9 protein-coding genes and 1 pseudogene are annotated in these 22,751 nt (G+C 55.5%); 6 read left to right on the forward strand and 4 right to left on the reverse strand.

Features of this window, described 5'->3' with window-relative positions:
* Positions 1 to 73: 73 nt before the first annotated feature.
* A complete protein-coding gene (locus ACR3ES_RS16635; protein WP_480424921.1) occupies positions 74 to 1,459 on the reverse strand; it encodes an IS1182 family transposase in 1,386 nt (461 codons plus the stop codon).
* Positions 1,460 to 1,620: 161 nt separating this feature from the next.
* Here ACR3ES_RS16635 and ACR3ES_RS16640 point away from each other — a divergent pair, with 161 nt between their 5' ends.
* From ACR3ES_RS16640 to ACR3ES_RS16660, 5 genes are all read left to right on the forward strand, one after another.
* On the forward strand, positions 1,621 to 3,006 hold the full coding sequence (locus tag ACR3ES_RS16640; protein WP_480424160.1) for an IS1182 family transposase: 1,386 nt from the start codon (positions 1,621 to 1,623) through the stop codon (positions 3,004 to 3,006).
* 290 nt (positions 3,007 to 3,296) lie between these two features.
* The gene (locus tag ACR3ES_RS16645) at positions 3,297 to 4,112 is read left to right on the forward strand and encodes a type IV toxin-antitoxin system AbiEi family antitoxin domain-containing protein (RefSeq protein WP_480423914.1); all 816 of its coding nucleotides are present in this window, start codon (positions 3,297 to 3,299) and stop codon (positions 4,110 to 4,112) included.
* Entirely contained in the window at positions 4,102 to 4,287 is a 186-nt protein-coding gene (locus ACR3ES_RS16650) for a hypothetical protein (RefSeq protein WP_480423916.1), read from the forward strand. The genes ACR3ES_RS16645 and ACR3ES_RS16650 overlap by 11 nt, the downstream gene beginning before the upstream one ends.
* A gap of 333 nt (positions 4,288 to 4,620) precedes the next feature.
* Positions 4,621 to 6,234, forward strand: a complete 1,614-nt coding sequence (locus ACR3ES_RS16655) for a S8 family peptidase (protein ID WP_480634734.1) — start codon at positions 4,621 to 4,623, stop codon at positions 6,232 to 6,234.
* Positions 6,195 to 7,430 (forward strand): hypothetical protein, encoded by a 1,236-nt coding sequence (locus ACR3ES_RS16660; RefSeq protein ID WP_480634735.1) that lies wholly within the window; start codon positions 6,195 to 6,197, stop codon positions 7,428 to 7,430. Before ACR3ES_RS16655 ends, ACR3ES_RS16660 begins: the two co-directional genes overlap by 40 nt.
* Here ACR3ES_RS16660 and ACR3ES_RS16665 read toward each other — a convergent pair.
* The 3 genes from ACR3ES_RS16665 to ACR3ES_RS16675 form a co-directional block, all read right to left on the reverse strand.
* Entirely contained in the window at positions 7,414 to 7,674 is a 261-nt protein-coding gene (locus tag ACR3ES_RS16665) for a hypothetical protein (RefSeq protein ID WP_480423919.1), read from the reverse strand. The genes ACR3ES_RS16660 and ACR3ES_RS16665 overlap by 17 nt on opposite strands.
* 12 nt (positions 7,675 to 7,686) lie before the next feature.
* Complete coding sequence (locus ACR3ES_RS16670) at positions 7,687 to 10,008, reverse strand: putative Ig domain-containing protein (RefSeq protein WP_480423921.1); 2,322 nt, start codon at positions 10,006 to 10,008, stop codon at positions 7,687 to 7,689.
* Positions 10,009 to 10,157: 149 nt separating this feature from the next.
* Positions 10,158 to 22,016 carry a tandem-95 repeat protein gene (locus ACR3ES_RS16675; protein WP_480493320.1) on the reverse strand — a complete coding sequence of 3,953 codons (11,859 nt, stop codon included), beginning with the start codon at positions 22,014 to 22,016 and terminating at the stop codon, positions 10,158 to 10,160.
* 590 nt (positions 22,017 to 22,606) lie between these two features.
* Here ACR3ES_RS16675 and ACR3ES_RS16680 point away from each other — a divergent pair.
* Positions 22,607 to 22,735, forward strand: a pseudogene (locus ACR3ES_RS16680) (transposase); the annotation flags it as partial.
* Between the last annotated feature and the right edge of the window lie 16 nt (positions 22,736 to 22,751).

Consider the following 22,751-nt stretch of genomic DNA (forward strand, 5'->3'; position numbering starts at 1 on the left):
AGAACCAGCGCGAGTTGTTTGGTCCGGACGCTGGCCCAGTCGTCTCGCAAATGGGCTGATTTGGCGGGTCAGATCATCCCATGGCCTCCGTTTGGGCGGTCCTGGGCCTGAGCTTGGCGAGCTTTCTGAGGTTCTGTGCGATGGCAGCGAGCAGGAACTCATCTTTTGCCCCGTTCGGGCCGCGCAATCGCAACCTGGTCAGGTTCAGGATGCGTTTCAGATGCGCGAAGAGCATCTCAACTTTCTTCCGTTTGTCACGGCTGACCTTGTAGGCTTTCGTCTTCCGGCTCGATCGCGCGAAGTCCCGGGCGTCCTCGTGCTCTTCCCGGCTGATCGATCTGCAGATCGCATTGGGGCAGCACTTCTCTTTCGATGGGCACCCCTGACAATCGGATTTTAGAGCGCGATACTTTCGGGTGCCGCGGATGTTCTTGTCGCGATTGGGATCGGAGTAATTCCGGCGGAACTGCTTCAATGCGAAACCTTCGGGGCAAATGTATTGGTCGTTGGCCTCGTCGTATTCAAACTCAAAACGGGTCCATGCGCCGTCCTTGCGGTTCGAATGATCGATCACTGGAATGAAGGGGATGATGCCGCGTTTCTTGACCAGCCACCCCAAGTTGTCGCTGGATCCATAGGCCGTGTCCGCGGCAAGCCAATCCGGCCGGATGCCGAAGCGCTGTTCAGTGCGATCCAGCATTGTTTGCGAGGCACCCACCTCGGCCTGTCGGATCGCCCGCGTGGCTTCAACATCCATGATGACTGAGCTTTTTGTGTCGATCAGGTGGTTCGTGGCATAGGCAAAGTAGGGACGACTTTCCTCAGCTCGGGTCCACTGAGCTGCCGGATCCGACTTGGCGACGAACTTAGGTTGTACCGGCGAGGCTGCACCGAAGGCCGCATCGTCTAGCGTTTCAAGGTACTCTCTGGCCGCGCGATTGCCCGCAGCTCGAGCGACGTCTTCGCTCCAGTCCTTAGCCGCAATGGAACGGGCTTTGTTGGCATCCGCCGGTATCAGGCTGGCGTCGACAGCAAAGCCTTCGCCTGACACGAGGTCCTCCTTCAGGCAGCGCTCCACCGTCGCCTCGAAGATATGGCGCAGCATGTCGCTTTCCCGAAGCTTGCCATGGCGGCACCGCGAGAACGATGAATGATCCGGCACCTTGTCCTCCAAACCGAGCCGGCAAAACCAGCGATACGCAAGATTGAGATGCACCTCCTGGCACAGTCGTCGTTCGGACCGAATGCCCATCGCATAACCAATCACCAGCATCCGGACGATCAGCTCGGGATCGATCGAAGGGCGGCCCGTGTGGCTGTAAAAGGGCTTCAGCCTCTCCCGCATGTCGCCCATGTCGAGGAAACGGTCAATCTCTCTCAATACGTGATTAGGCGGCACATGTGCGTCCAAATCGAACTCATAGAACAGCTGCGCTTCAACCTTTTGAATGCCCATCATCGCCCGATCCTCCCAATCTCGATAAATCAAGTGAATCAAACGACTTGCCGCACTGCAACACAGAGTTCTTCAACAGCATGGGCGTATTCTGTTGAAAAACTCTGTCTTGATCGAAGGCCATCTGGCTGATTCAATTCTCTTATTGAATGGGAGTTTGGATGATGATGGGACCAAAACAGGAAACTCAGGCTGAGCTGTTCTATGAGTTCTCCCTGGAGGAACATGTCCCGGACAATCATCTGCTGCGGTCGATTGATCGATTTGTTGACCTGAGTAGTATCCGCAATCATTTGGCGGATTTTTACAGTCATACTGGTCGCCCTTCCGTCGATCCCGAGTTGCTGATCCGCATGCTGCTGGTGGGCTATTGCTTTGGCATCCGGTCGGAACGGCGGTTGTGCGAAGAAGTGCACCTGAACCTTGCGTATCGCTGGTTCTGTCGCCTCGATCTGACTGATCGAGTGCCGGATCACTCTACCTTTTCCAAGAACCGCCATGGTCGGTTCCGCGAGAGTGAACTCTTGCGGCACGTGTTCGAAACGACAGTGGCGCGGTGCATCGCAGAAGGTTTGGTCAGCGGCCAGCGTATGGCGATTGATGCCAGCTTGATTGAGGCAGAAGCGACCAAGCAGTATTCAGCGTCACAAGAAGAATGGGATGCTGCACAGATCGATGCCAAGACCGCACCGCGCGCTGTTCGGGAATATCTGGAAACCCTGGATGAGGCCGCGTTTGGTGCTGCCTCGCCAGTCAAGCCTAAGTTCATTTCATATTCGGACCCTGCCAGCCAATGGACAGCGGCGCACAAGGCACCAGCCTTCTTTGCTTACTCTGATAACTACCTCGTTGATACAGATCACAGCGTGATTGTGGATGTGGAAGCGACCAGATCCATCCGGCAAGCCGAAGTGGGGTCGACAAAGACGATGCTGGACCGGGTGAAGGACAAGTTCGACCTCGTCCCCGACTGGATGATCGCCGATACCGCCTACGGCTCAGGCCCGATGCTCGGCTGGCTCGTGGATCGCAAGATCGATCCTTACATCCCGGTCATCGACAAGGCCGGACGCCCCGACGGCACCTGGACACGCACAGACTTCGAATGGGACGCTGAGCATGATCAATATATCTGCCCAGAGGGTCACGCGCTTAAACAGTTCCGCCGGAATTACTCTGATCCAAACCGGGGGCCGTCGGGCAAGGGCACAGCCCGCTATCGCGCCTTGAAAGAAGTCTGCCAGGTATGTCCGTCCAAACAAAGATGCTGCCCCAACGCTGATGCACGCAAAATCACCCGCGAAGAGCACGAAGATGCGCGCCAGGTCGCCAGAGATCTGGCCAAAACTGAAGAGTACCAGATTGCGATGAAGCTCAGAAAGAAAGTTGAGATGCTCTTCGCCCACCTCAAGCGCATCCTAGGCCTTGGACGGCTCCGATTACGTGGACCGTGCGGCGCAAATGACGAATTCCTCCTCGCCGCCACCGCCCAGAACCTCCGCAAATTGGCGAAAATCTTTCCCGCACCGCAGCAAACGCGAAACGCCTGACCAGAAAGGCGCTCGTGCCGTGCTCAGGTCACCCCATTCTGCGACTGCAACACGTTGTTTTTCAACAGAATCGGCGGAAAGCGGAAGTTCGCTGCGAACGCGATTGCTCCTTCCAAGAGTCTGGATTGCGGCCATTCAAATGTGGAATTGCTTGCGACTCCGGAAATCTGGCCGCTATATTTTGCAGGCGAAAATTCGCGAATTCCGGTATGCGGTATATACCGGAAGTATAGTACTATACTTAGATAGAAATTCGCTATTTCCGAGAATTTTGTGTACTCTAATGTAGTATGAACGATTCGAGACCACCGCTGGCTCGCGGGCGCGCCCGCCTCACTACAGTCATTCAGGCTTCAGGGGATGTCGTGCGTATTGACGATGCAGTGCGAGCTTTGGATATCGACCGTCACCAGGCCGCGAAATTACTCTCAAGATGGACCGCCCAAGGCTGGCTCAGGCGAGTTGGTAGCGGGGCATATGTACCTGTTCAGCTTGATCTTCTCGATGCGAGGCAGGTCTTGCAGGACCCTTGGATTCTTGTGCCGACGCTATTTGAGCCATGTTACATTGGGGGACGGACCGCTGCCGAGCATTGGGACCTCACCGAACAGATATTTCGCGATGTTCTTGTGTTTACGGCCCGCTCGGTTGCCGGCCGGACAGTCGAGCGGCAGGGTGCGGTCTTTACACTCAAGCACATCAAGAATGAGATGATATTCGGGACGAAAACGGTTTGGCGTGGCCAGACCCGTATTCCGGTGTCTGATATTAACCGCACAATCATCGATATGCTCGATGATCCCCGGGTTGGCGGGGGCATTCAACATGTCTCGGAGTGTTTTGATCGCTACCTACAGCGGCCTGATTGCAACCCTGATCTGTTGATCGACTACGCTTTGCGCCACGGAAACGGCGCGGTCTTCAAGCGGCTCGGTTTTCTTGCTGAACGCCACGAAAAGGGCGGAATAGTTGCCCGCAAAGCGCGCAAGCATCTCACCAAGGGGCATGCCAAGCTGGACCCGTCTTTGGAGTGTCCGCGTCTCATCACACGTTGGCGCTTGCGTGTGCCGGATAGCTGGATGAAGGACGCCCCGCATGATCGATAAGCGCGAAATCCTTGGACTTGCCAGTACGCAGGGCCTTACCCCGCACGTGGTGGAAAAGGATTACGCGCTTGGCTGGGCGCTCGCGGGTATCTATGCGCATCCTGAGCTATCTGAATCCTGGGTCTTCAAGGGCGGTAGACCGGATCGAATTATTTTGGATTTCGGACCGCCTTAATTTGGATTGATCCGGCTTCAATCGCTCGGTCTTTTCGTCTGGGTTGAGGTGGTGAAACTCCTGCCACTGATCTCATGGCGTGCGCAGGCCGCACCATAGCCGATGTCTATTCAAACATAGGATCGGAGTATTTCATAATACAGTAACCGGGTTCTAAAGTTGGGCAGGAAACGAATGGCCCGCCTACCGAATGATCGGTCAGCAATCCTCAATATCCGCAATACATTCAGCTTGTTACTTGCGAGCCGGGTGGGTCGGGCGTTTCATCGGTATCAACGGCGCGCGGTCGCAACCGAGCAGTTACAATCTAACAGCTAAAGAATAGCAATCATCATGCGCCTGTTTAAGACGTTAGCCCTGACCACGACGGCCATTATTACCTTTGCCACCTCCGTCGCGGCGAATATCTACTCGGATCAACTCACCTCCTATTCAAATCAACAGGCCTTGCAATTCCTCGTCAGTGAGCATGCGCGCGATCCATCAACCTTCGAGGATGCACGCAAGTACATCCTCCTGAGCCGACCAGCAATTATGGAGGACTACCTCAACCAAACCTTAGACCGGACACCAGACATCCGTAGTTTTTCCCTTTCGGAGCTAAGCACAGGGGAGACCTTCGGAATTGGTTCGATCGCCCTTGGGCTCGCCGCAGTTGGGCTCGCAGCTTCTCTCGCAGGCGGTGGTGGTGGAGACTCTGAGACAGGCTCCGGCCCAAATCCAGGCACCGGTATTCCAAACCCAGGTCCCAGCCCATCACCTTCTCCAAACCCCAGTCCAAATCCAAGCCCAGGTCCCGGCACTCCAAACCCGGGCCCCAACCCAGGCCCCGGTCCCAACCCAGGCCCCGGCCCCAATCCAGGTCCCGGCCCCAACCCAGGCCCCGGTCCCAACCCAGGCCCCGGCCCCAATCCAGGTCCCGGTCCCAACCCAGGCCCCGGCCCCAATCCAGGTCCCGGTCCCAACCCAGGCCCCGGCCCCAACCCGGGCCCCGGCCCCAATCCAGGCCCCGGTCCCAATCCAGGCCCCGGTCCCAACCCGGGTCCCGGTCCCAACCCAGGCCCCGGTCCCAACCCAGGTCCCGGTCCGGACAATCCCGCCTACTACCGAACCCCGGAATTCGAGGAAAACCGTGGCCTGTCTCTGATTGGCGCCGATGAAAAATACGCTCAAGGCTGGCGAGGACAGGGCATAAAGATTGCAATCCTGGACAGTGGCATCGATCTCGACAGTCCAGAATTCGAAGGGAAAATCGACTTTGAGAACAGCCACTCCTATGTCGGCGACCCCGGCGATATTTCTGAACCTGACGGGTCTGGCCCTTTCGGTCATGGCACGCATGTTGCCGGTATCGCGGCAGGCAGGAAAGACGGTCAAGGCCTGCACGGCGTTGCCTTTGACTCTGAGCTTGTCATCTTCAATGGAATTCATCCGACGACGACGATTAGAATTATGTGGCCTGATGCCATAAACCGCGCAATCGATGCCGGTGCGCATGTCATGAACAACAGCTGGGGTCAGGACAAAATTGTCGATGGTATGGTCGCCGAAAGGATAATCACTGAGTTTACAACTCAATCTTCGGACGAAAATCGTGCTTCGCTCCAAGATTTTCTTGGACCCGCAACCATCACCGCCCTGAATGCGGCCGTAGTGAATGACTTGATGATCGTTTTTGCTGCAGGCAACAGCGGCCTGCCCGAGGTTGGACTCTATGCAGGCATTCCAGTTGTCCTGCCCGAATATAAGGACCACTTCATCGCCGTCGTCGCTGTTGATGAAGACAAAAACATAGCGGGTTTCTCCAACCATTGTGGCCTCGCACAGGATTTTTGCCTCGCTGCACCAGGCGTAGATATCCTGAGAATCCCCAACGGCACCGTCATCGATCATTTGGGGGAACGTCCTTGGCCGCCCCCTACGTCACTGGAGCCTATGCCGTATTGAAGAGCCAGTGGCCTCACCTGACAGCCCCCGTAATCGCTGAGATTATGTTCGCTGCAGCTGAAGATCTCGGTGAGCCGGGTGTTGACCCGATCTACGGGCAGGGTCTCCTCAATCTGGAACGCGCCATGCTTCCTATGGGTGAACTTGTTGTCTACCAGGGGAACACCATCGAGGGCGACGCCATGCCTCTCGCCGAAACGGGCATCGTCGCCAGCGGCGCCCTGGCGCCAGCCCTCAACCAGGCCCTCGCAGGGCAGACCCTGATGGTTGCAGATGCGTATACGCGCGGATTTGAGCTTGCTGCCAGTGCCCTGGTCTCCGAACTCAAGGCGCCAAGACCCCGCCCCACCTTCGTACGGGAAACAAAGGCCAGCGACAGCCTCACACTCATGCGTTCAGATCACGGAACAGGTCTCCGTTTTGATGGGGATGTGTTCTCCTATGAGATAACTCTCGGCGACATAGATCCAGACGCAGATCCATTTGGACAGCTTCTGACAGAAGACTACTCATTCAGGCACAAGTTTGAACTCACACAAGCGCTGGCCCTTATTACTGACCACGCGGTCGGATCATCCACGGGCTCCTTCTCAAGGACCAGCATAGGGCTTGAAGCAAAAGACAAAGATGGGTCAGGCCTTTCTGCCCAGTTCGGCCTCATAGAAGAAAACGGCACAGTCCTTGGATCCCGCTTCATGGGAGCCGCGGGTCAGGACGGACGCAGCTCTACCTCGTTCTTGGAAATATCCGGATCTGTTGCGGTCGGGCAGGGCACGCTCCTGACGGTATCGGGCACGCAAAGCAGGACAGATTTCAAACAGGCAGGCCTGGTCACTGGCGGCAAAAGTCTGACGGGGCGTGCCGGCAGCGTCTCAATCAGCAAGAAACGCTTTCTCGGCAGCCCAGGCACGATGCGCTTGTCGATATCCAGTCCGCTCCAGATCTCCTCTGGTGAGATTTCAATCGACCTCCCCCGGGACAGGGTTGCAGCAGTGGCCGGTCAGGAAAGCACGGGCGTGACAAGAAGCTCTCAAACTGTGCAGATTACATCTTCAGTGCGGCCGATAGATATTGGCCTGACCTATCAGCTTGCTTCAGAAGCGCCCGGACCGGAAATTCTGTTTAACGCGGGATATCGCGCACAAGGCGGTGACCCCAATCCCTACATTGGGTTTGCCCTCAGTCACAGGTTTTGAGCCGCACGAAGCGCAGCCCGATCACTGGGTGCCATGCCGCAGCCGCCAAACCCGCCAGCACGATCAGCGTCGGCACCGAACCGCTCGCCAGCACCCGGTCATACACCTGTAGCATGAACAGTGATCCGGTGAGCATCAGGAGATTGATCGGCAGGCTGAGCAGGCCAACACCTGCGAGCGTAGAACGGAGTGCCTGAAGGCACTCCGCAACAAGCCCGTCCTGGGTGCGTGATTGCGACACCATGCGTTGTGGTCTTTACGCGTAAAACCGGAAGTCGTCGGAGGACAGGTCCGACACGACCACATTCTTCAGGACAATGCTGTTGTCCGTATCCAGCGTGATGGTCGTATCGGTGCCATCATCCGCCGCCTTGTTCAGCACTTCTGCATAGGAGGCCAGGTTGGGGACACCCCTGAACGCGATGACATCCAACGTCGCAATACCAGCCACAAAATCGGTTATGATATCCTCGCCAAAACCGGGATCAAAGACGAAGGCATCGTCTCCCGCACCCCCGATCAGCGCGTCGTTGCCACCACCGCCTATCAGCCAATCATTACCGGCGCCGCCATGCAGCGCGTCGTCTCCGCCCAGACCCCACAGACTGTTATTGGCCTCATCCCCATACAGCAAATCTGCATGAGCGGATCCCGCGAGATTCTCGATCGACACAAAACTATCATCCGCTGCGTCACCCGTGTTGTCCCCCGCATCGCCCAGATCAACCGTCACGCCGGAGGCCGCGTCCCAATACCCGGCCCCATCCTGGCCCGCGCCGCCATCCAGAACATCCGCACCTGCACCGCCATGCAGCCAGTCATTGCCCCCGCCGCCCTGCAGCGTGTCGTTACCCGCGCCGCCGTACAGATAATCATTGCCCCCGCCACCATGCAGCGCGTCGTCTCCGCCCAGACCCCACAGACTGTTATTGGCCTCATCCCCATACAGCAAATCTGCATGGGCAGATCCCGCGAGATTCTCGATCGACACAAAACTATCATCCGCTGCGTCACCCGTGTTGTCCCCCGCATCGCCCAGATCAACCGTCACGCCGGAGGCCGCATCCCAATACCCGGCCCCATCCTGGCCCGCGCCGCCATCCAGAACATCCGCACCTGCACCGCCATGCAGCCAGTCATTGCCCCCGCCGCCCTGCAGCGTGTCGTTACCCGCGCCGCCGTACAGATAATCATTGCCCCCGCCACCATGCAGCGCGTCGTCTCCGCCCAGACCCCACAGACTGTTATTGGCCTCATCCCCATACAGCAAATCTGCATGGGCAGATCCCGCGAGATTCTCGATCGACACAAAACTATCATCCGCTGCGTCACCCGTGTTGTCCCCCGCATCGCCCAGATCAACCGTCACGCCGGAGGCCGCATCCCAATACCCCGCCCCATCATTACCCGCGCCGCCATTCAGATCATCTGCACCTGCACCGCCATGCAGCCAGTCATTGCCCCCGCCGCCCTGCAGCGTGTCATCGCCATCACCACCATAGAGATAATCATCGCCCCCGCCACCATGCAGCGCGTCGTCTCCGCCCAGACCCCACAGACTGTTATTGGCCTCATCCCCATACAGCAAATCTGCATGAGCGGATCCCGCGAGATTCTCGATCGACACAAAACTATCATCCGCTGCGTCACCCGTGTTGTCCCCCGCATCGCCCAGATCAACCGTCACGCCGGAGGCCGCGTCCCAATACCCGGCCCCATCCTGGCCCGCGCCGCCATCCAGAACATCCGCACCTGCACCGCCATGCAGCCAGTCATTGCCCCCGCCGCCCTGCAGCGTGTCATCGCCATCACCACCATAGAGATAATCATCGCCCCCGCCACCATGCAGCGCGTCGTCTCCGCCCAGACCCCACAGGCTGTTATTGGCCTCATCCCCATACAGCATGTCTGCATGGGCCGATCCCGCGAGATTCTCGATCGACACAAAACTATCGCCCGTCGCGTCACCCGTGTTGGCCGCGGCATTGCCCAGATCAACCGTCACGCCGGAGGCCGCATCCCAATACCCCGCCCCATCATTACCCGCGCCGCCATCCAGAACATCCGCACCTGCACCGCCATGCAGCCAGTCATTGCCCCCGCCGCCCTGCAGCGTGTCATCGCCATCACCACCATAGAGATAATCATCGCCCCCGCCACCAATGGCGAGGGCTGTAACGCTCGAGTAGAATTGCGAACTATTGGTGAATTCGTTGATGCTGAACGCGCTCGCGCCAACACTCCCATCAATCGCGGCTGGTGTATCGTCGACAGGCGTAATCTCAAGCGCAAAGGTGCTGCTTGCGCAAAGAGGTCCGTCGCTGGCCGTTACCATGACAATCAATGTCCCATGGACGTCCCGGGGCGGTATGCCCGAGAAACGCCCCGCAACCGCATCAAACACCAACCAGTCCGGCAGGGCCGTACCATCAACAAGCTTTGCGCTTAAGGTCAGCGCATCGCCATCCACATCCGTGAACGCATGCGCTGGCAGGACAAAGCTCACAGCCTCATCTTCCGCGGAAGACTGATCAGGCAACGCAATTGCCAAAACGGGTGTGTTGTTCATAACGGTCATTACGTTCTCCAATTCAAACTGTTGAGCATCAGGAGATTGATCGGCAGGCTGAGCAGGCCAACACCTGCGAGCGTAGAACGGAGTGCCTGAAGGCACTCCGCAACAAGCCCGTCCTGGGTGCGTGATTGCGACACCATGCGTCGTGCTCGTTACGCGTAAAACCGGAAGTCATCGGAGGATAAATCCAACACGACCACATTCTTCAGAACAATGCTGTTGTCCGTATCCAGCGTGATGGTTGTGTCGGTGCCGTTATCCGCCGCGCTGTTCAGAACGTCCGTGTAGGAGGCCAGGTTGGTGATACCCCTGAATTCGATGATGTCCTCCGTCCCAGCCCCAGCCGCAAAATCAGTTACAGCATCCTCGCCGAAACCGGGATCAAAGACGAAGGTATCGTCCCCCGAGCCGCCGGTCAGGATGTCGTTGCCTGTGCCAGCATCCAGACGGTCATCGCCAGCGCTACCATACAGATAATCATCGCCCGCGCCGCCGTTTAGGATGTCATCGCCAGCGGTGCCGGTCAGGATATCATCACCAGCGGTGCCAAAGATCGGTGCTTCGTTTCTTCCGCGAACAACAACTGAAACCGTTGCGGTGCTTTCACCGCCATTGCCATCTCTGACGGTATAGGTAAATGTATCCGTCAGCATTTCGCCCTCTGCCAGGGCCTGAACAGCCTCTGCGCCGGTCGGATCATAGCTGATGGTCCCATCGGTGTTCAGCGTCAGGACTGCTCCATGCGCGCTTTCGGCAGAGACCGCTGTCACCGTCAGTGCATCTCCCTCGGCATCGCTGTCATTGACAAGAAGACTGGCTGTCTCAATCAGGGTGACAAAACCTTCCGAGATAATATCGGAACTTTGAGTAACACCGGCTGCATCGAAAATACGGGCCTCCATGGTCCAAGCAGACGAAGCGCCGTACTGTTGGTCATTAGACTCCCAGGTGACCACAAAATCGCCATTGGCGAGCGCTGTAACCTTCGGGTTTCTTTGAGCGCCATCGATGATTGCATTGACCAGAAATTCACTGGCGATCTCCCCGCCGTTCGCATCGAAAATACGGGCCTTGATAGCAGTATCGTAAGAACCGTCTTGCGGGTCAGTAGCCTCCCAGGTAACGACGAAATTGCCATTCGCGAGTGCTGTAACACTAACGCCATGCTGCCAGTCGTCAATGGCATTGAGAGGTTCATTGACTTTGAGGAGGCCGCTGATGTCCCCGCCATTCGCGTCGTAAACACGGAAATAGCTGTCAGAACCACAAAGATCGTTATTGCAGGGTCCAGTCGACCAGCTTGCGACGAAATTGCCATTGGCGAGCTCTGTAACACTTATGATGTATTGATAGAACCCGTCGACGACGTTCAACCTGCCGCTGATCCCGACGCCATTCGCATCAAAAACGCTTGCGTTAGTCTCTAAATATCCGTTATCTTTATGCATCCAAGTTACGATGAAATTGCCATTAGAGAATGCTGTAACACTCGGCGAACGTTGGAAAGCCCATTCTTTAATGACGTAGAACTCACTGACAATCTCAACGCCATCTACGTCTACAATACGTGCCTTGATGTCAGTAAAGTGAGATTCATCAGGGGATTCCCAAGTTTCGACGAAGTTGCCATTGGCGAGTTCTGCGACCTTCGGGTCGCTTTGGGTGCCATTGGTAAAGTCATTGATCAGGAACTCACTTGCGTCAATTGTACTTTCTGCATCAATAGTATTTTCAACCTCGCTATCATCAGCCGCGACAGGTGCATCGTTTCTTCCGTGAACAACGATTGAAACCGTTGCAGTGCTCTGCCCACCATTGCCGTCTTCAACCGTATAGGTGAAGGTGTCGATAAGTGTCTCGCCCTCTGCCAGAGCCTGAACAGCATCTGCGCCGGTTGGATCATAGCTGATGGTCCCGTTGGTATTCAGCGTAAGGGCGGCCCCATGCGTACTCGCGGCAGAGACCGCTGTTACCGTCAGTGCATCCCCTTCAACATCACTGTCATTGGCCAAGAGGGTGGCGGTCTCAATCGAAGTCACAACATCTTCGTCGATCGGCGTGGGACCTTGCGCAACACCGTTTGCATCGAAAATACGCGCCTTGATGGCCCAATCAGTGTCGCCTTGCTGCCCGTCAAGAGAATGCCAGGTGACGACAAAATCACCATTGTCGAGCGCTGTCACATTTGGAGTGCCTTGAATGTCATTGGTAAACTCATTGACGAGGAATTCACCGACAACCTCACTGCCACTCGCATCGAAAATACGCGCCTTGATGGCCCAGCCATCATCACCTTGCTGCCCATCATCAGATGCCCAGGTGACGACAAAGTGGCCATTGGCGAGGGCCGTAACATTTGGGTCGCGTTGCGTGCTATGGGTGAATTCATTGACGAGGAACTCACTGACGATCTCAACACCCTCTGCATCAAAAATGCGCGCCTTGATGGCCCAATCAGCATCCCCTTGCTGCTGGTCTTCAGACTCCCAAGTGACAACGAAATGGCCATTGGTGAGCGCTGTAACAATCGGCTTGATTTGCCAGCCATTGGTAAATTCATTGACGAGGAACTCACCGACAACCTCACTGCCACTCGCATCGAAAATACGCGCCTTGACGGCATAACCGGATGGATCGCCTTGCTGCAAGGCGTGAGAATGCCAGGTGACGACGAAATGGCCATTGGCGAGAGTGGTAACGCTTGGGTCCCGCTGATCGCCATTGGTAAATTCATTGACCAGGAATTCACTGACGATCTCGCCGCCCTCCGCATCGAAAATACGCGCCTTGATGGCCGTTGGAGACGTATCGCCTTGCTGCTGGTCTTCAGACTCCCAAGTGACAACGAAATGGCCATTTTCCAGTGCTGTTACACTCGAGATGAATTGACCGTTATTAGTAAACTCGTTGACCAGGAATTCACTGCCAATCTCACTGCCATCCGCATTGAAAACACGCGCCTTGACAGCATATCCGGATGGATCGCCTTGCTGTTGGTCAAAAGACGACCAGGTGACGACAAAATGGCCATCGGCGAGCGCCGTGACACTCGCGTTCAATTGCCAGCTATGGGTAAACTCGTTGACCAGGAACTCACTGACGATCTCAACACCCTCTGCATCAATAATACGCGCCTTGATGGCAGAAGAAGAAGCATCGCCTTGCTGCCCATCACGAGAGTCCCAGGTGACGACAAAATGGCCATTAGTCAGTGCGGTAATACTTGGAGTCTTTTGTCCGGTGTTGGTAAATTCATTCACGCGGAGTTCACTCGCGCCAATAAGATCATCTACCGCGATCGGTGCATCGTTTACAGGGGGAATCTCAAGGGCAAAGCTATCGCTTGCTGTGCGTGACCCATCGCTGGCCGTCACGGTCACACTCAATGTACCATGGAAGTCCTGCGGCGGTGTGCCCGAGAAGCTCCCCGCAATGGCATCAAACACCAGCCAGTCCGGCAGCGCCGCACCATCCGTCAGTGTCGCACTCAAGGTCAGTGCATCGCCATCCACATCCGTGAACGCATTGGTTGGCAGTGCAAAGCTCACAGCTTCATCTTCCGCTGAAGAGTGATCGGACAATGCAATTGCTAAAACGGGTGCATCGTTTCTTCCGTGAACAACAATTGAAACTGTTGCAGTGCTCTCCCCGCCATTGCCGTCCTCGACCGTATAGGTAAATGTGTCGATAAGTGTCTGCCCAACTGCCAAAGCCTGGACAGCATCCGCGTTGGTGGGATCATAGCTGATTGTCCCGTCGGTGTTCAGCGTCAGGGTCGCGCCATGCGCACTCGTGGCAGACACTGCTGTCATCGTGAGCGCATCCCCGTCGACATCGCTGTCGTTGGCCAAAAGCGTGGCGGTCTCAATCAGGGTCACAACATCTTCTGTGATCGGCTCGGGACCTTGAGCAACACCGTTTGCATCGAAAATACGCGCCTTGATGGCATAACCAGACGTATCACCTTGCTGCCCGTCGTTAGACATCCATATGATGACAAAATGGCCATTGGCGAGCACTGTCACGCTCGGCGCAATTTGAGTGTCATTGGTGAATTCATTGACCAGGAATTCACTGACAACCGCATCGCCATTCGCGTCAAAAATACGCGCCTTGATGGCCCAGCGATCATCGCCTTGCTGCCCATCATCAGACGCCCAGGTGACGACAAAATGGCCATTGGCGAGGGCCGTAACATTTGGGGTATCCTGATTGCCATCAGTAAATTCATTGACCAGGAACTCACTGACAACCGCATCGCCATTCGCGTCCAAAATACGGGCCTTGATGGCAGAACCTTCGGTGTCGCCCTGCTGCCCGTAACCAGACTCCCAGGTGACGGCAAAATGACCATTGGCCAGTTCTGTAACGCTCGAATTCCATTGAGAGTCATTGGTAAATTCATTGACCAGGAACTCACTGACAATCTCATCGCCATTCGCATCGAAAATTCGCGCCTTGACAGCATAACCAGATGGATCGCCTTGCTGCACGGCATAAGAGTGCCAGGTGACGACAAAATTACCATTTTCCAGCGCTGTCACACTTGGGTTCCGCTGATCGTAATCGGTAAATTCATTGACCAGGAACTCACTGACGATCTCAACACCCTCTGCATCGAAAATACGCGCCTTGATCGCAGTTGGAGACGTATCGCCTTGCTGCTGGTCTTCAGACTCCCAGATGACGACAAAATGGCCATTGGCAAGCGCTATCGCACTCGAGAACGCTTGATCGCCATCGGTAAATTCATTGACGAGGAACTCACTGGTGATCTCACCGCCGTTCGCATCGAAAACACGTGCCTTGACAGCATAATCAGATGGATCGCCTTGCTGTCGGTCAATAGACGACCAGGTTACGACAAAATTACCATTTTCCAACGCTGTCACACTCGGAATCAATTGCCAGCTATCGGTGAACTCATTGACCAGGAACTCGCCGACGATCTCAACACCATTCGCGTCAAGAATACGCGCCTTGATCGCAGAAGAAAAAGCATCCCCTTGCTGCCCAGCATCAGACGTCCAGGTGACGACAAAATTGCCATTGGCCAGTGCGGCAATACTTGGAGCATTTTGTATGGTGTTGGTAAATTCATTCACGCGGAGTTCACTTGCGCCAATAAAATCATCAGCTGCGACAGGGGCATCATTGACCGGCGTAATCTCAAGCGCAAAGGTGCTGCTTGTTGCAAGTGAGCCATCGCTCGCCGTCACCATGACGTTCAATATGCCGTTGAAGTCCTGGGGCGGTGTGCCCGAGAAACTCTCCGTAGCCGCATCAAACACCAGCCAGTCCGGCAGCGCCGAACCATCCGCAAGCGTTGCGGTCAAGGTCAACGCATCGCCATTCGGATCCTCAAACGCGTCCGGTGGTAGTGTAAAGCTCACGGCCTCGTCTTCCGCTGAAGACTCAGGAAGTAATGGAACTCTCGAAACAGGCGCATCGTTGGCTCCGTGCACAACGACAGAGACGGTTGCGGTGCTCTCCCCGCCATTGCCGTCACTGACCGTATAGGTGAAGGTGTCCGTCAGGGTCTCCCCCTCGGCCAGATCCCGAACAGCTTCTGCGTCTCTTGGATCATAGCTGATCGTCCCATCGGTGTTCAGCACCAAGACGGCCCCATGCATGCTCGTGGCAGACACCGCTGTCACCGTGAGGGCATCCCCGTCGACATCGCTGTCATTGGCGAGGAGCGCGGCGGTCTCAATCGAAGTAACAACATTTTCTGCGATCGGCGTGGGGCTTTGCACAATATCATCCGCTGCGACAGGGGCATCATTGGTTCCGTGCACAACAACTGAAACACTTGCGGTGCTCTGACCGCCGTTGCCGTCCTCGACGGTATAGGTGAAGGTATCCGTCACGGTCTCGCCCTCGGCCAGGGCCTGAACAGCGTCTGCGCCGGTTGGGTCGTAGCTGATTGTACTGATCGTATCGGTGGTGTTCAGGGTCAGGGTTGCCCCATACGCACTCGTGGCAGACACCGCTGTCATCGTGAGCGCATCCCCCTCGACATCGCTGTCGTTGGCAAGAAGGGTGGCGGTATCAATCAGGACGACAACATCTTCTGTGATGATATTCGGACTTAGAACAACAACATCATCAATCGCGGCAGGCGCATCGTTTCTTCCGTGCACAACAACTGAAACGCTTGCGGTGCTCTCCCCACCATTCCCGTCCGCGACCGTATAAGTGAAGGTATCCGTCAGGGTCTCGCCAACTGCCAGCGCCTGCGCAACCGCAGCACCGGTGGGATCGTAGCTGATGGTCCCGTCAGTGTTCAGTGTCAGGGTGGCCCCATATGTGCTTGTGGCCGACACCGCGGTCACCGTGAGCGCATCCCCCTCGACATCACTGTCATTGTCCAGAAGCGTGGCGGTCTTAATCAGGGTCACAGCGTCTTCGGTGATGATGTTGGAGCTTTGAGCAACACCATTTGCATCGAATATACGGGCTTTGATGGCCCAATCAGAAGTATCGCCTTGCTGCCCGTCTCTAGATTGCCAGGTGACGACGAAATGGCCATTGGCGAGGGCTGTAACACTTGGCTCGGTTTGAGTGTCATTAGTGAATTCATTGACCAGGAATTCACTGACGATCTCGTTACCATCCGCATCAAAGATGCGGGCCTTGATGGCAGAGCTGGAAGCATCCCCTTGCTGCTCGTCTCCAGTCACCCAGGTAACAACGAATTCGCCATTGGCGAGGGCTGTAACGCTCGGGCTGATTTGATTGTCATTGGTAAACTCATTGACCAGGAATTCGCTGGCGACCTCATTTCCATTCGCGTCAAAAATACGGGCCTTGACAGCCCAATTGGGCGTATCACCTTGCTGCTGCTCATCAGACATCCAGGTGACAACAAAATGATCATTGGCGAGGGCCGTAACGCTCGGAGTGCTTTGCCAGTCATTACTAAACTCGCTAACCAGGAACTCGCTGACGATCTCAACGCCGTCCGCGTTAAAAACACGCGCTTTGATGGCTCCACCAGGCACATCGCCTAGTTGCTGGTCATGAGACATCCAGGCGATGACAAAACCGCCATTGGCGAGGGCCGTAACGCTCGGGCTGATTTGACTGTCATTGGTAAACTCATTGGCCAGGAATTCACTGGTGACCTCAACGCCATTCGCATCAAAAATACGCGCCTTGATGGCATAATCAGACGTATCAACCCGCTGCCCTTCTCCAGACTGCCAGGTGATGACAAAATGGCCATTGGCAAGTTCTGTGACGCTCGGGTTGAGCTGCCAGTCATTATTGAATTCATTGACCAGGAACTCACTGACGATCTCACCGCCAGTCGCATCAAAAACACGGGCCTTGATGGCCCAATCGGACGTGTTACCTGGCTGCCCGCCTTCAGACACCCAGGTGACGACAAACTGCCCATTGGCGAGGGCTGTAACGCTCGGTTGAGCACCATTGTTGAATTCATTGACGAGGAACGCACTGACGATCTCACCGCCATCCGCATCAAAAATACGCGCCTTGACAGCCCAATCGGGCATGTCGCCGTGCTGCTGCGCATGAGACATCCAGGCGACGACGAAATGCCCGTTAGCAAGTTCTGTGACGCTCGGGGCGCTTTGACTGCCATCGGTGAACTCATTGACCAGGAATTCGCTCTGGTCAACAACATCATCCACTGCGACAGGTGCATCATTGACAGGTGTAATCTCAAGCGCAAAGGCACTGCTTGCTGAAAGAGATCCATCGCTGGCCGTCACCGTGACACTCAACATGCCATTGAAGTCCTGAGGTGGTGTGCCTGAGAAACTCCCCGAAGCAGCATCAAACACCAACCAGTCCGGCAACGCCGTACCATCAACCAGCGTCGCGCTTAAGGTCAGCACATCGCCATCCACATCCGTGAATGCACTGGCTGGCAGTGCAAAGCTCACGGCCTCATCTTCTGCGGAAGACTGATCAGGCAACGCAATTGCCGCAACAGGCGCATCGTTGGCTCCGTGCACAACGACTGAAACACTTGCAGTGCTCTCACCGCCATGGCCATCCTCGACCGTATAGGTGAATGTATCCGTCAGGGCCTGGCCCTCTGTCAGAGCCTGAACAGCGTCTGCGCCGGTTGGGTCATAGCTGATCGTCCCATCGGTGTTCAGCGTCAGGGCTGCGCCATGCGCACTCGTGGCAGACACAGCTGTCACCGTGAGGGCATCCCCGTCGACATCGCTGTCATTGGCAAGAAGCGTGGCTGTCTCAATCAAGGTGACAGCATCTTCGGTGACAAGATAGGGGTTTTGGGCAACACCGTTTGCATCAAAAATACGGGCATTGATCGCAGAACCGGACGTATCGCCTTGCTGCCCGTCATCGGACTGCCAGGTGACAACAAAATCGCCATTGGCAAGGGCTGTTACACTCGCGTTGCCTTGAAAGAGATGGTTAAATTCATTGACCAGGAATTCACTGACGATCTCGTTACCATCCGCATCAAAGATGCGGGCCTTGATGGCAGAGCTGGAAGCATCACCTTGTTGCCCGTCATAAGAGTGCCAGGTGACGATGAAATGGCCATTGGCGAGGGCGGTAACACTCGGGTCGTGTTGGCCGTTATTGGTAAACTCATTGACCAGGAATTCATTTACAATCTCAACACCGTTCTCATCGAAAATACGGGCCTTGATGGCCCAATCAGTATCACCTTGCTGCCCGTCGTTAGACCTCCATGTGACGATGAAATGGCCATTGGCGAGCGCTGTGACGCTCGGGCTCCCTTGAGTGTTAGCGGTGTATTCATTGACCAGGAATTCGCTGACAATCTCAGCTCCACTCGCATCAAGAATGCGGGCCTTGACGGCACCCCCAGACGTATCGCCTTGCTGCTGGTCATCAGACTCCCAGGTGACAACAAAACGGCCATTGGTGAGGGCTGTCACACTCGATGACTCTTGCTTGCCATCAGTGAACTCATTGACCAGAAATTCATTTACAATCTCAACACCGTTCTCATCGAAAATACGGGCCTTGATCGCAGAACCAGACGCATCGCCTTGCTGCTGGTCATCAGACGTCCAGGTGACGACAAAACTCCCATTGGCGAGGGCTGTCACACTCGAGAACGCCTGACCGCCATCGGTAAACTCATTGACCAGGAACTCACTGGCGATCTCACCGCCATTCGCATTAAAGATGCGGGCCTTGACGGCAGTACTGGAAATATCGCCTTGTTGTCCGTCAGAAGACTGCCAGGTGACGACGAAATCGCCGTTGGAAAGCGCTGTAACGCTCGGGCTGTTTTGCCAGTCATCGGTAATCTCATTGACCAGGAATTCGCTGACAATCTCAGCTCCACTCGCATCAAGAATGCGGGCCTTAATGGCAGAACCAGACGCATCGCCTTGCTGCTGGTCATCAGACTCCCAGGTGACAACAAAATGGCCATTGGTGAGGGCTGTAACACTCGATGACTCTTGCTTGCCATCTGTAAATTCATTGACGCGGAATTCACTCGTGCCAACAATATCATGACCTGCCACAGGTGCATCATTGGCAGGTGTGATCTCAAGCGCAAAGGTGTCGCTGGCTGAAAGTGACCCGTCACTGGCCGTTACCGTGACACTCAATGTGCCATTGAAGTCCTGGGGCGGTGTGCCTGAGAAGCTGCCGGAAGCCGCATCAAACACCAGCCAGTCCGGCAGGGCCGTGCCATCCGTAAGTGTCGCACTCAGGGTCAGCGCATCGCTATCCACATCCGTGAATGCGTTCGCCGGCAGCACAAAGCTCACGGCCTCATCTTCCACGGAAGCCTGATTGGACAATGCAAGTGCCACAACAGGGGCATCATTGGTTCCGTGCACAATGATCGAAACGGTTGCGACGCCCACACCGCCATTGCCGTCATCGGTCGCATAGGAAAATGTGTCGATAAGTGTCTGGCCCTCTGCCAGGGCCTGAACATCAGCTGCCCCGGTGGGATCGTAGCTGATGGTCCCATCAGTGTTCAGCGTCAGGGCTGCACCATGCGCACTTGTGGCAGAAACCGCTGTCACCGTGAGTGCGTCCCCGTCGACATCGCTGTCATTGGCCAGAAGCGTGGCGGTATCAATTGAGGTCACAACATCTTCGGTGATCGGAGCGGGACTTTGCACAACATCGTTAACTGCGACAGGTGCATCGTTGACAGGGGTAATCTCAAGCGCAAAGGCATCGCTTGCTGAAAGAGACCCGTCACTGGCCGTCACCAGTACATTGACCATGCCATTGAAATCCTGCGGCGGTGTGCCTGAGAAGCTCCCTGCAACCGCATCAAACACCAGCCAGTCCGGCAGGGCCGTGCCATCCGTAAGTGTCGCACTCAAGGTCAGCGCATCCCCATCCACATCCGTGAATGCGTTCGCCGGCAGCACAAAGCTCACGGTCTCATCTTCCACGGAAGACTGATCAGGCAATACAATCGCCACAACAGGCGCATCGTTGGCTCCATGAACAACCACGGAAACACTTGCGGTGCTCTCCCCGCCATTACCGTCCTCGACCGTATAGGTGAATGTATCCGTCAGGGTCTGACCCTCTGCCAGGGCCTGAACAGCGTCTGCGCCGGTTGGATCATAGCTGATCGTCCCGTCGTCTGTGTTCAGCGTCAGGGCCGCGCCATGTGCACTCGTCGGAGACACATCCATCACCGTCAGCGCATCTCCATCCACATCGCTGTCATTGGCCAGAAGCGTGGCGGTCTCAATCAGGGTGACAACATCTTCTGTGATAATCTTGTGACTTTGAGCAACACCGTTCGCATCAAAAACGCGGGCCTTGATGGCGAGGTCCCCATCGCCCTGCTGTCCGTCATGAGACTCCCAGGTGACAACAAAACCCCCATTGGCGAGGGCTGTCACACTCGGGTTCTGTTGCCAGCCATTGGTGAATTCATTGACCAGGAATTCACTGACAACCTCATCGCCATTCTCATTGAAAATGCGGGCCTTGATGGCAGTACCGGACGTATCCCCTTGCTGCTGGTCCTCAGACATCCAGGTGACAACAAAATGGCCATTGGTGAGCGCTGTAATACTCGGGTATACTTGCCAGCTATCGGTGAATTCATTGACCAGGAACTCACTGACAATCTCATCGCCATTCTCATTGAAAATACGGGCCTTGATGGCAGAAGCGGACGCATCCCCTTGCTGCTGGTCATGAGACCCCCAGGTGACAACAAAACCCCCATTGGCGAGGGCTGTCACACTCGGGTCCTCTTGCCAGAAGTTGATGAATTCGTTGACACGGAACTCACTGACAATCTCATCGCCATTCTCATTGAAAATACGAGCCTTGACGGCAGACCAAGACGTATCCCCGTGCTGTTGGTCCCAAGAATGCCAGGTGACGACAAAATGGCCATTGGCGAGCGCTGTAACGCTCGAGTATAGTTGCGCGTCATTGGTGTATTCATTGACCAGGAATTCACTGACAATCTCATCGCCATTTGCATCGAAAATGCGGGCCTTGATGGCAGAACTGGACGTATCCCCTTGCTGCCCGTCAAGAGAATGCCAGGTGACGACGAAATGGCCATTGGCAAGGGCTGTCACGCTCGGCCAGCCTTGCATGTCATGGGTAACTTCATTGACCGGGAACTGACTGACAATCTCATTACCATCCGTATCAAAAATACGGGCCTTGATGTCAAAACCAGACGGATGCCCTTGCTCCTGATCATTGGACGGCCATGTGACGACGAAATGGCCATTGGCGAGCTCGGTAACGCTGGGGGTCAATTGACTACCATTAGTAGACTCATTCACCAGAAATTCACTGACAATCTCGACACCATTCTCATTGAGAATACGGGCCTTGATGGCAGTTTCAGACGTATCGCCCGGCTGTCCATCATCAGACTGCCAGGTGACGACGAAATGGCCATTGGCGAGAGCGGTAACACTCGGGTCGCTTTGAGAGCCATCGGTGAAGTCATTGACCAGGAACTCACTCGGATCAACAGTATCATCAGCCGCGACAGGTGCATTGTTCATTACGGTCATTTCTTTATCCAATTCAAGCTGTGAGAAATTGAGATGATCTCATTTGCGTGCTGTACATGTGAGTGATGAGTGAAAACCTGTTGTTATTGTACTGGCTAACGTTCCAAAGCTTTGTTGCTTTTGACTTTTGCTGTCTGATTGACCGCGAATACGTCCAGCCAATTCGTCCCGCATCCAACACTGGCTCCAGATCGCTGAATTGGAAAATACCATGATTCTATATTTGAATAGGAAAAGGCTATGGTGGGGTCTGCACCTGTCAGACTGTTACTTTGTCAATACGGCCTGACCAAACAATCGCCACAAGCACCATTATCGCGCCAGAAGTCTGCAATGGTCTTCTGGGCAGGGCGAGTTGCCCAGTCAACCACATCAGTTCGACGTTCCGCCCTGCATTACGTTCCAACCAATGGCCGTGCCTGGCTCACCCAAACACTGACCACTATCGCAAACGGGCATAAACAGTCCAACATCAGCAGCCTGATGCCCTGGAATTACGCCACAGACCTGTAATCGGTGCACCGCCTTCACTTTATCTTGAAAATGACGCAGAAATCTCAACGGCCCAATGCATGTACCGGCTGCTGTTCTCCGCCGTCCCTGAGGCCCTGGTTCAGACCTGCATCGTGCATCTGGTGCGCTATGCACTGCGCTTCTACTCCTGGAAAGACTACAAGGTCGTTGCCGCCGATCTGCGCCGGATTTGCAGCGCCCCGGCCTGGCGCAGCTCTCTCG

The sequence above is a fragment of the Ruegeria sp. B1 genome, assembly GCF_056535885.1.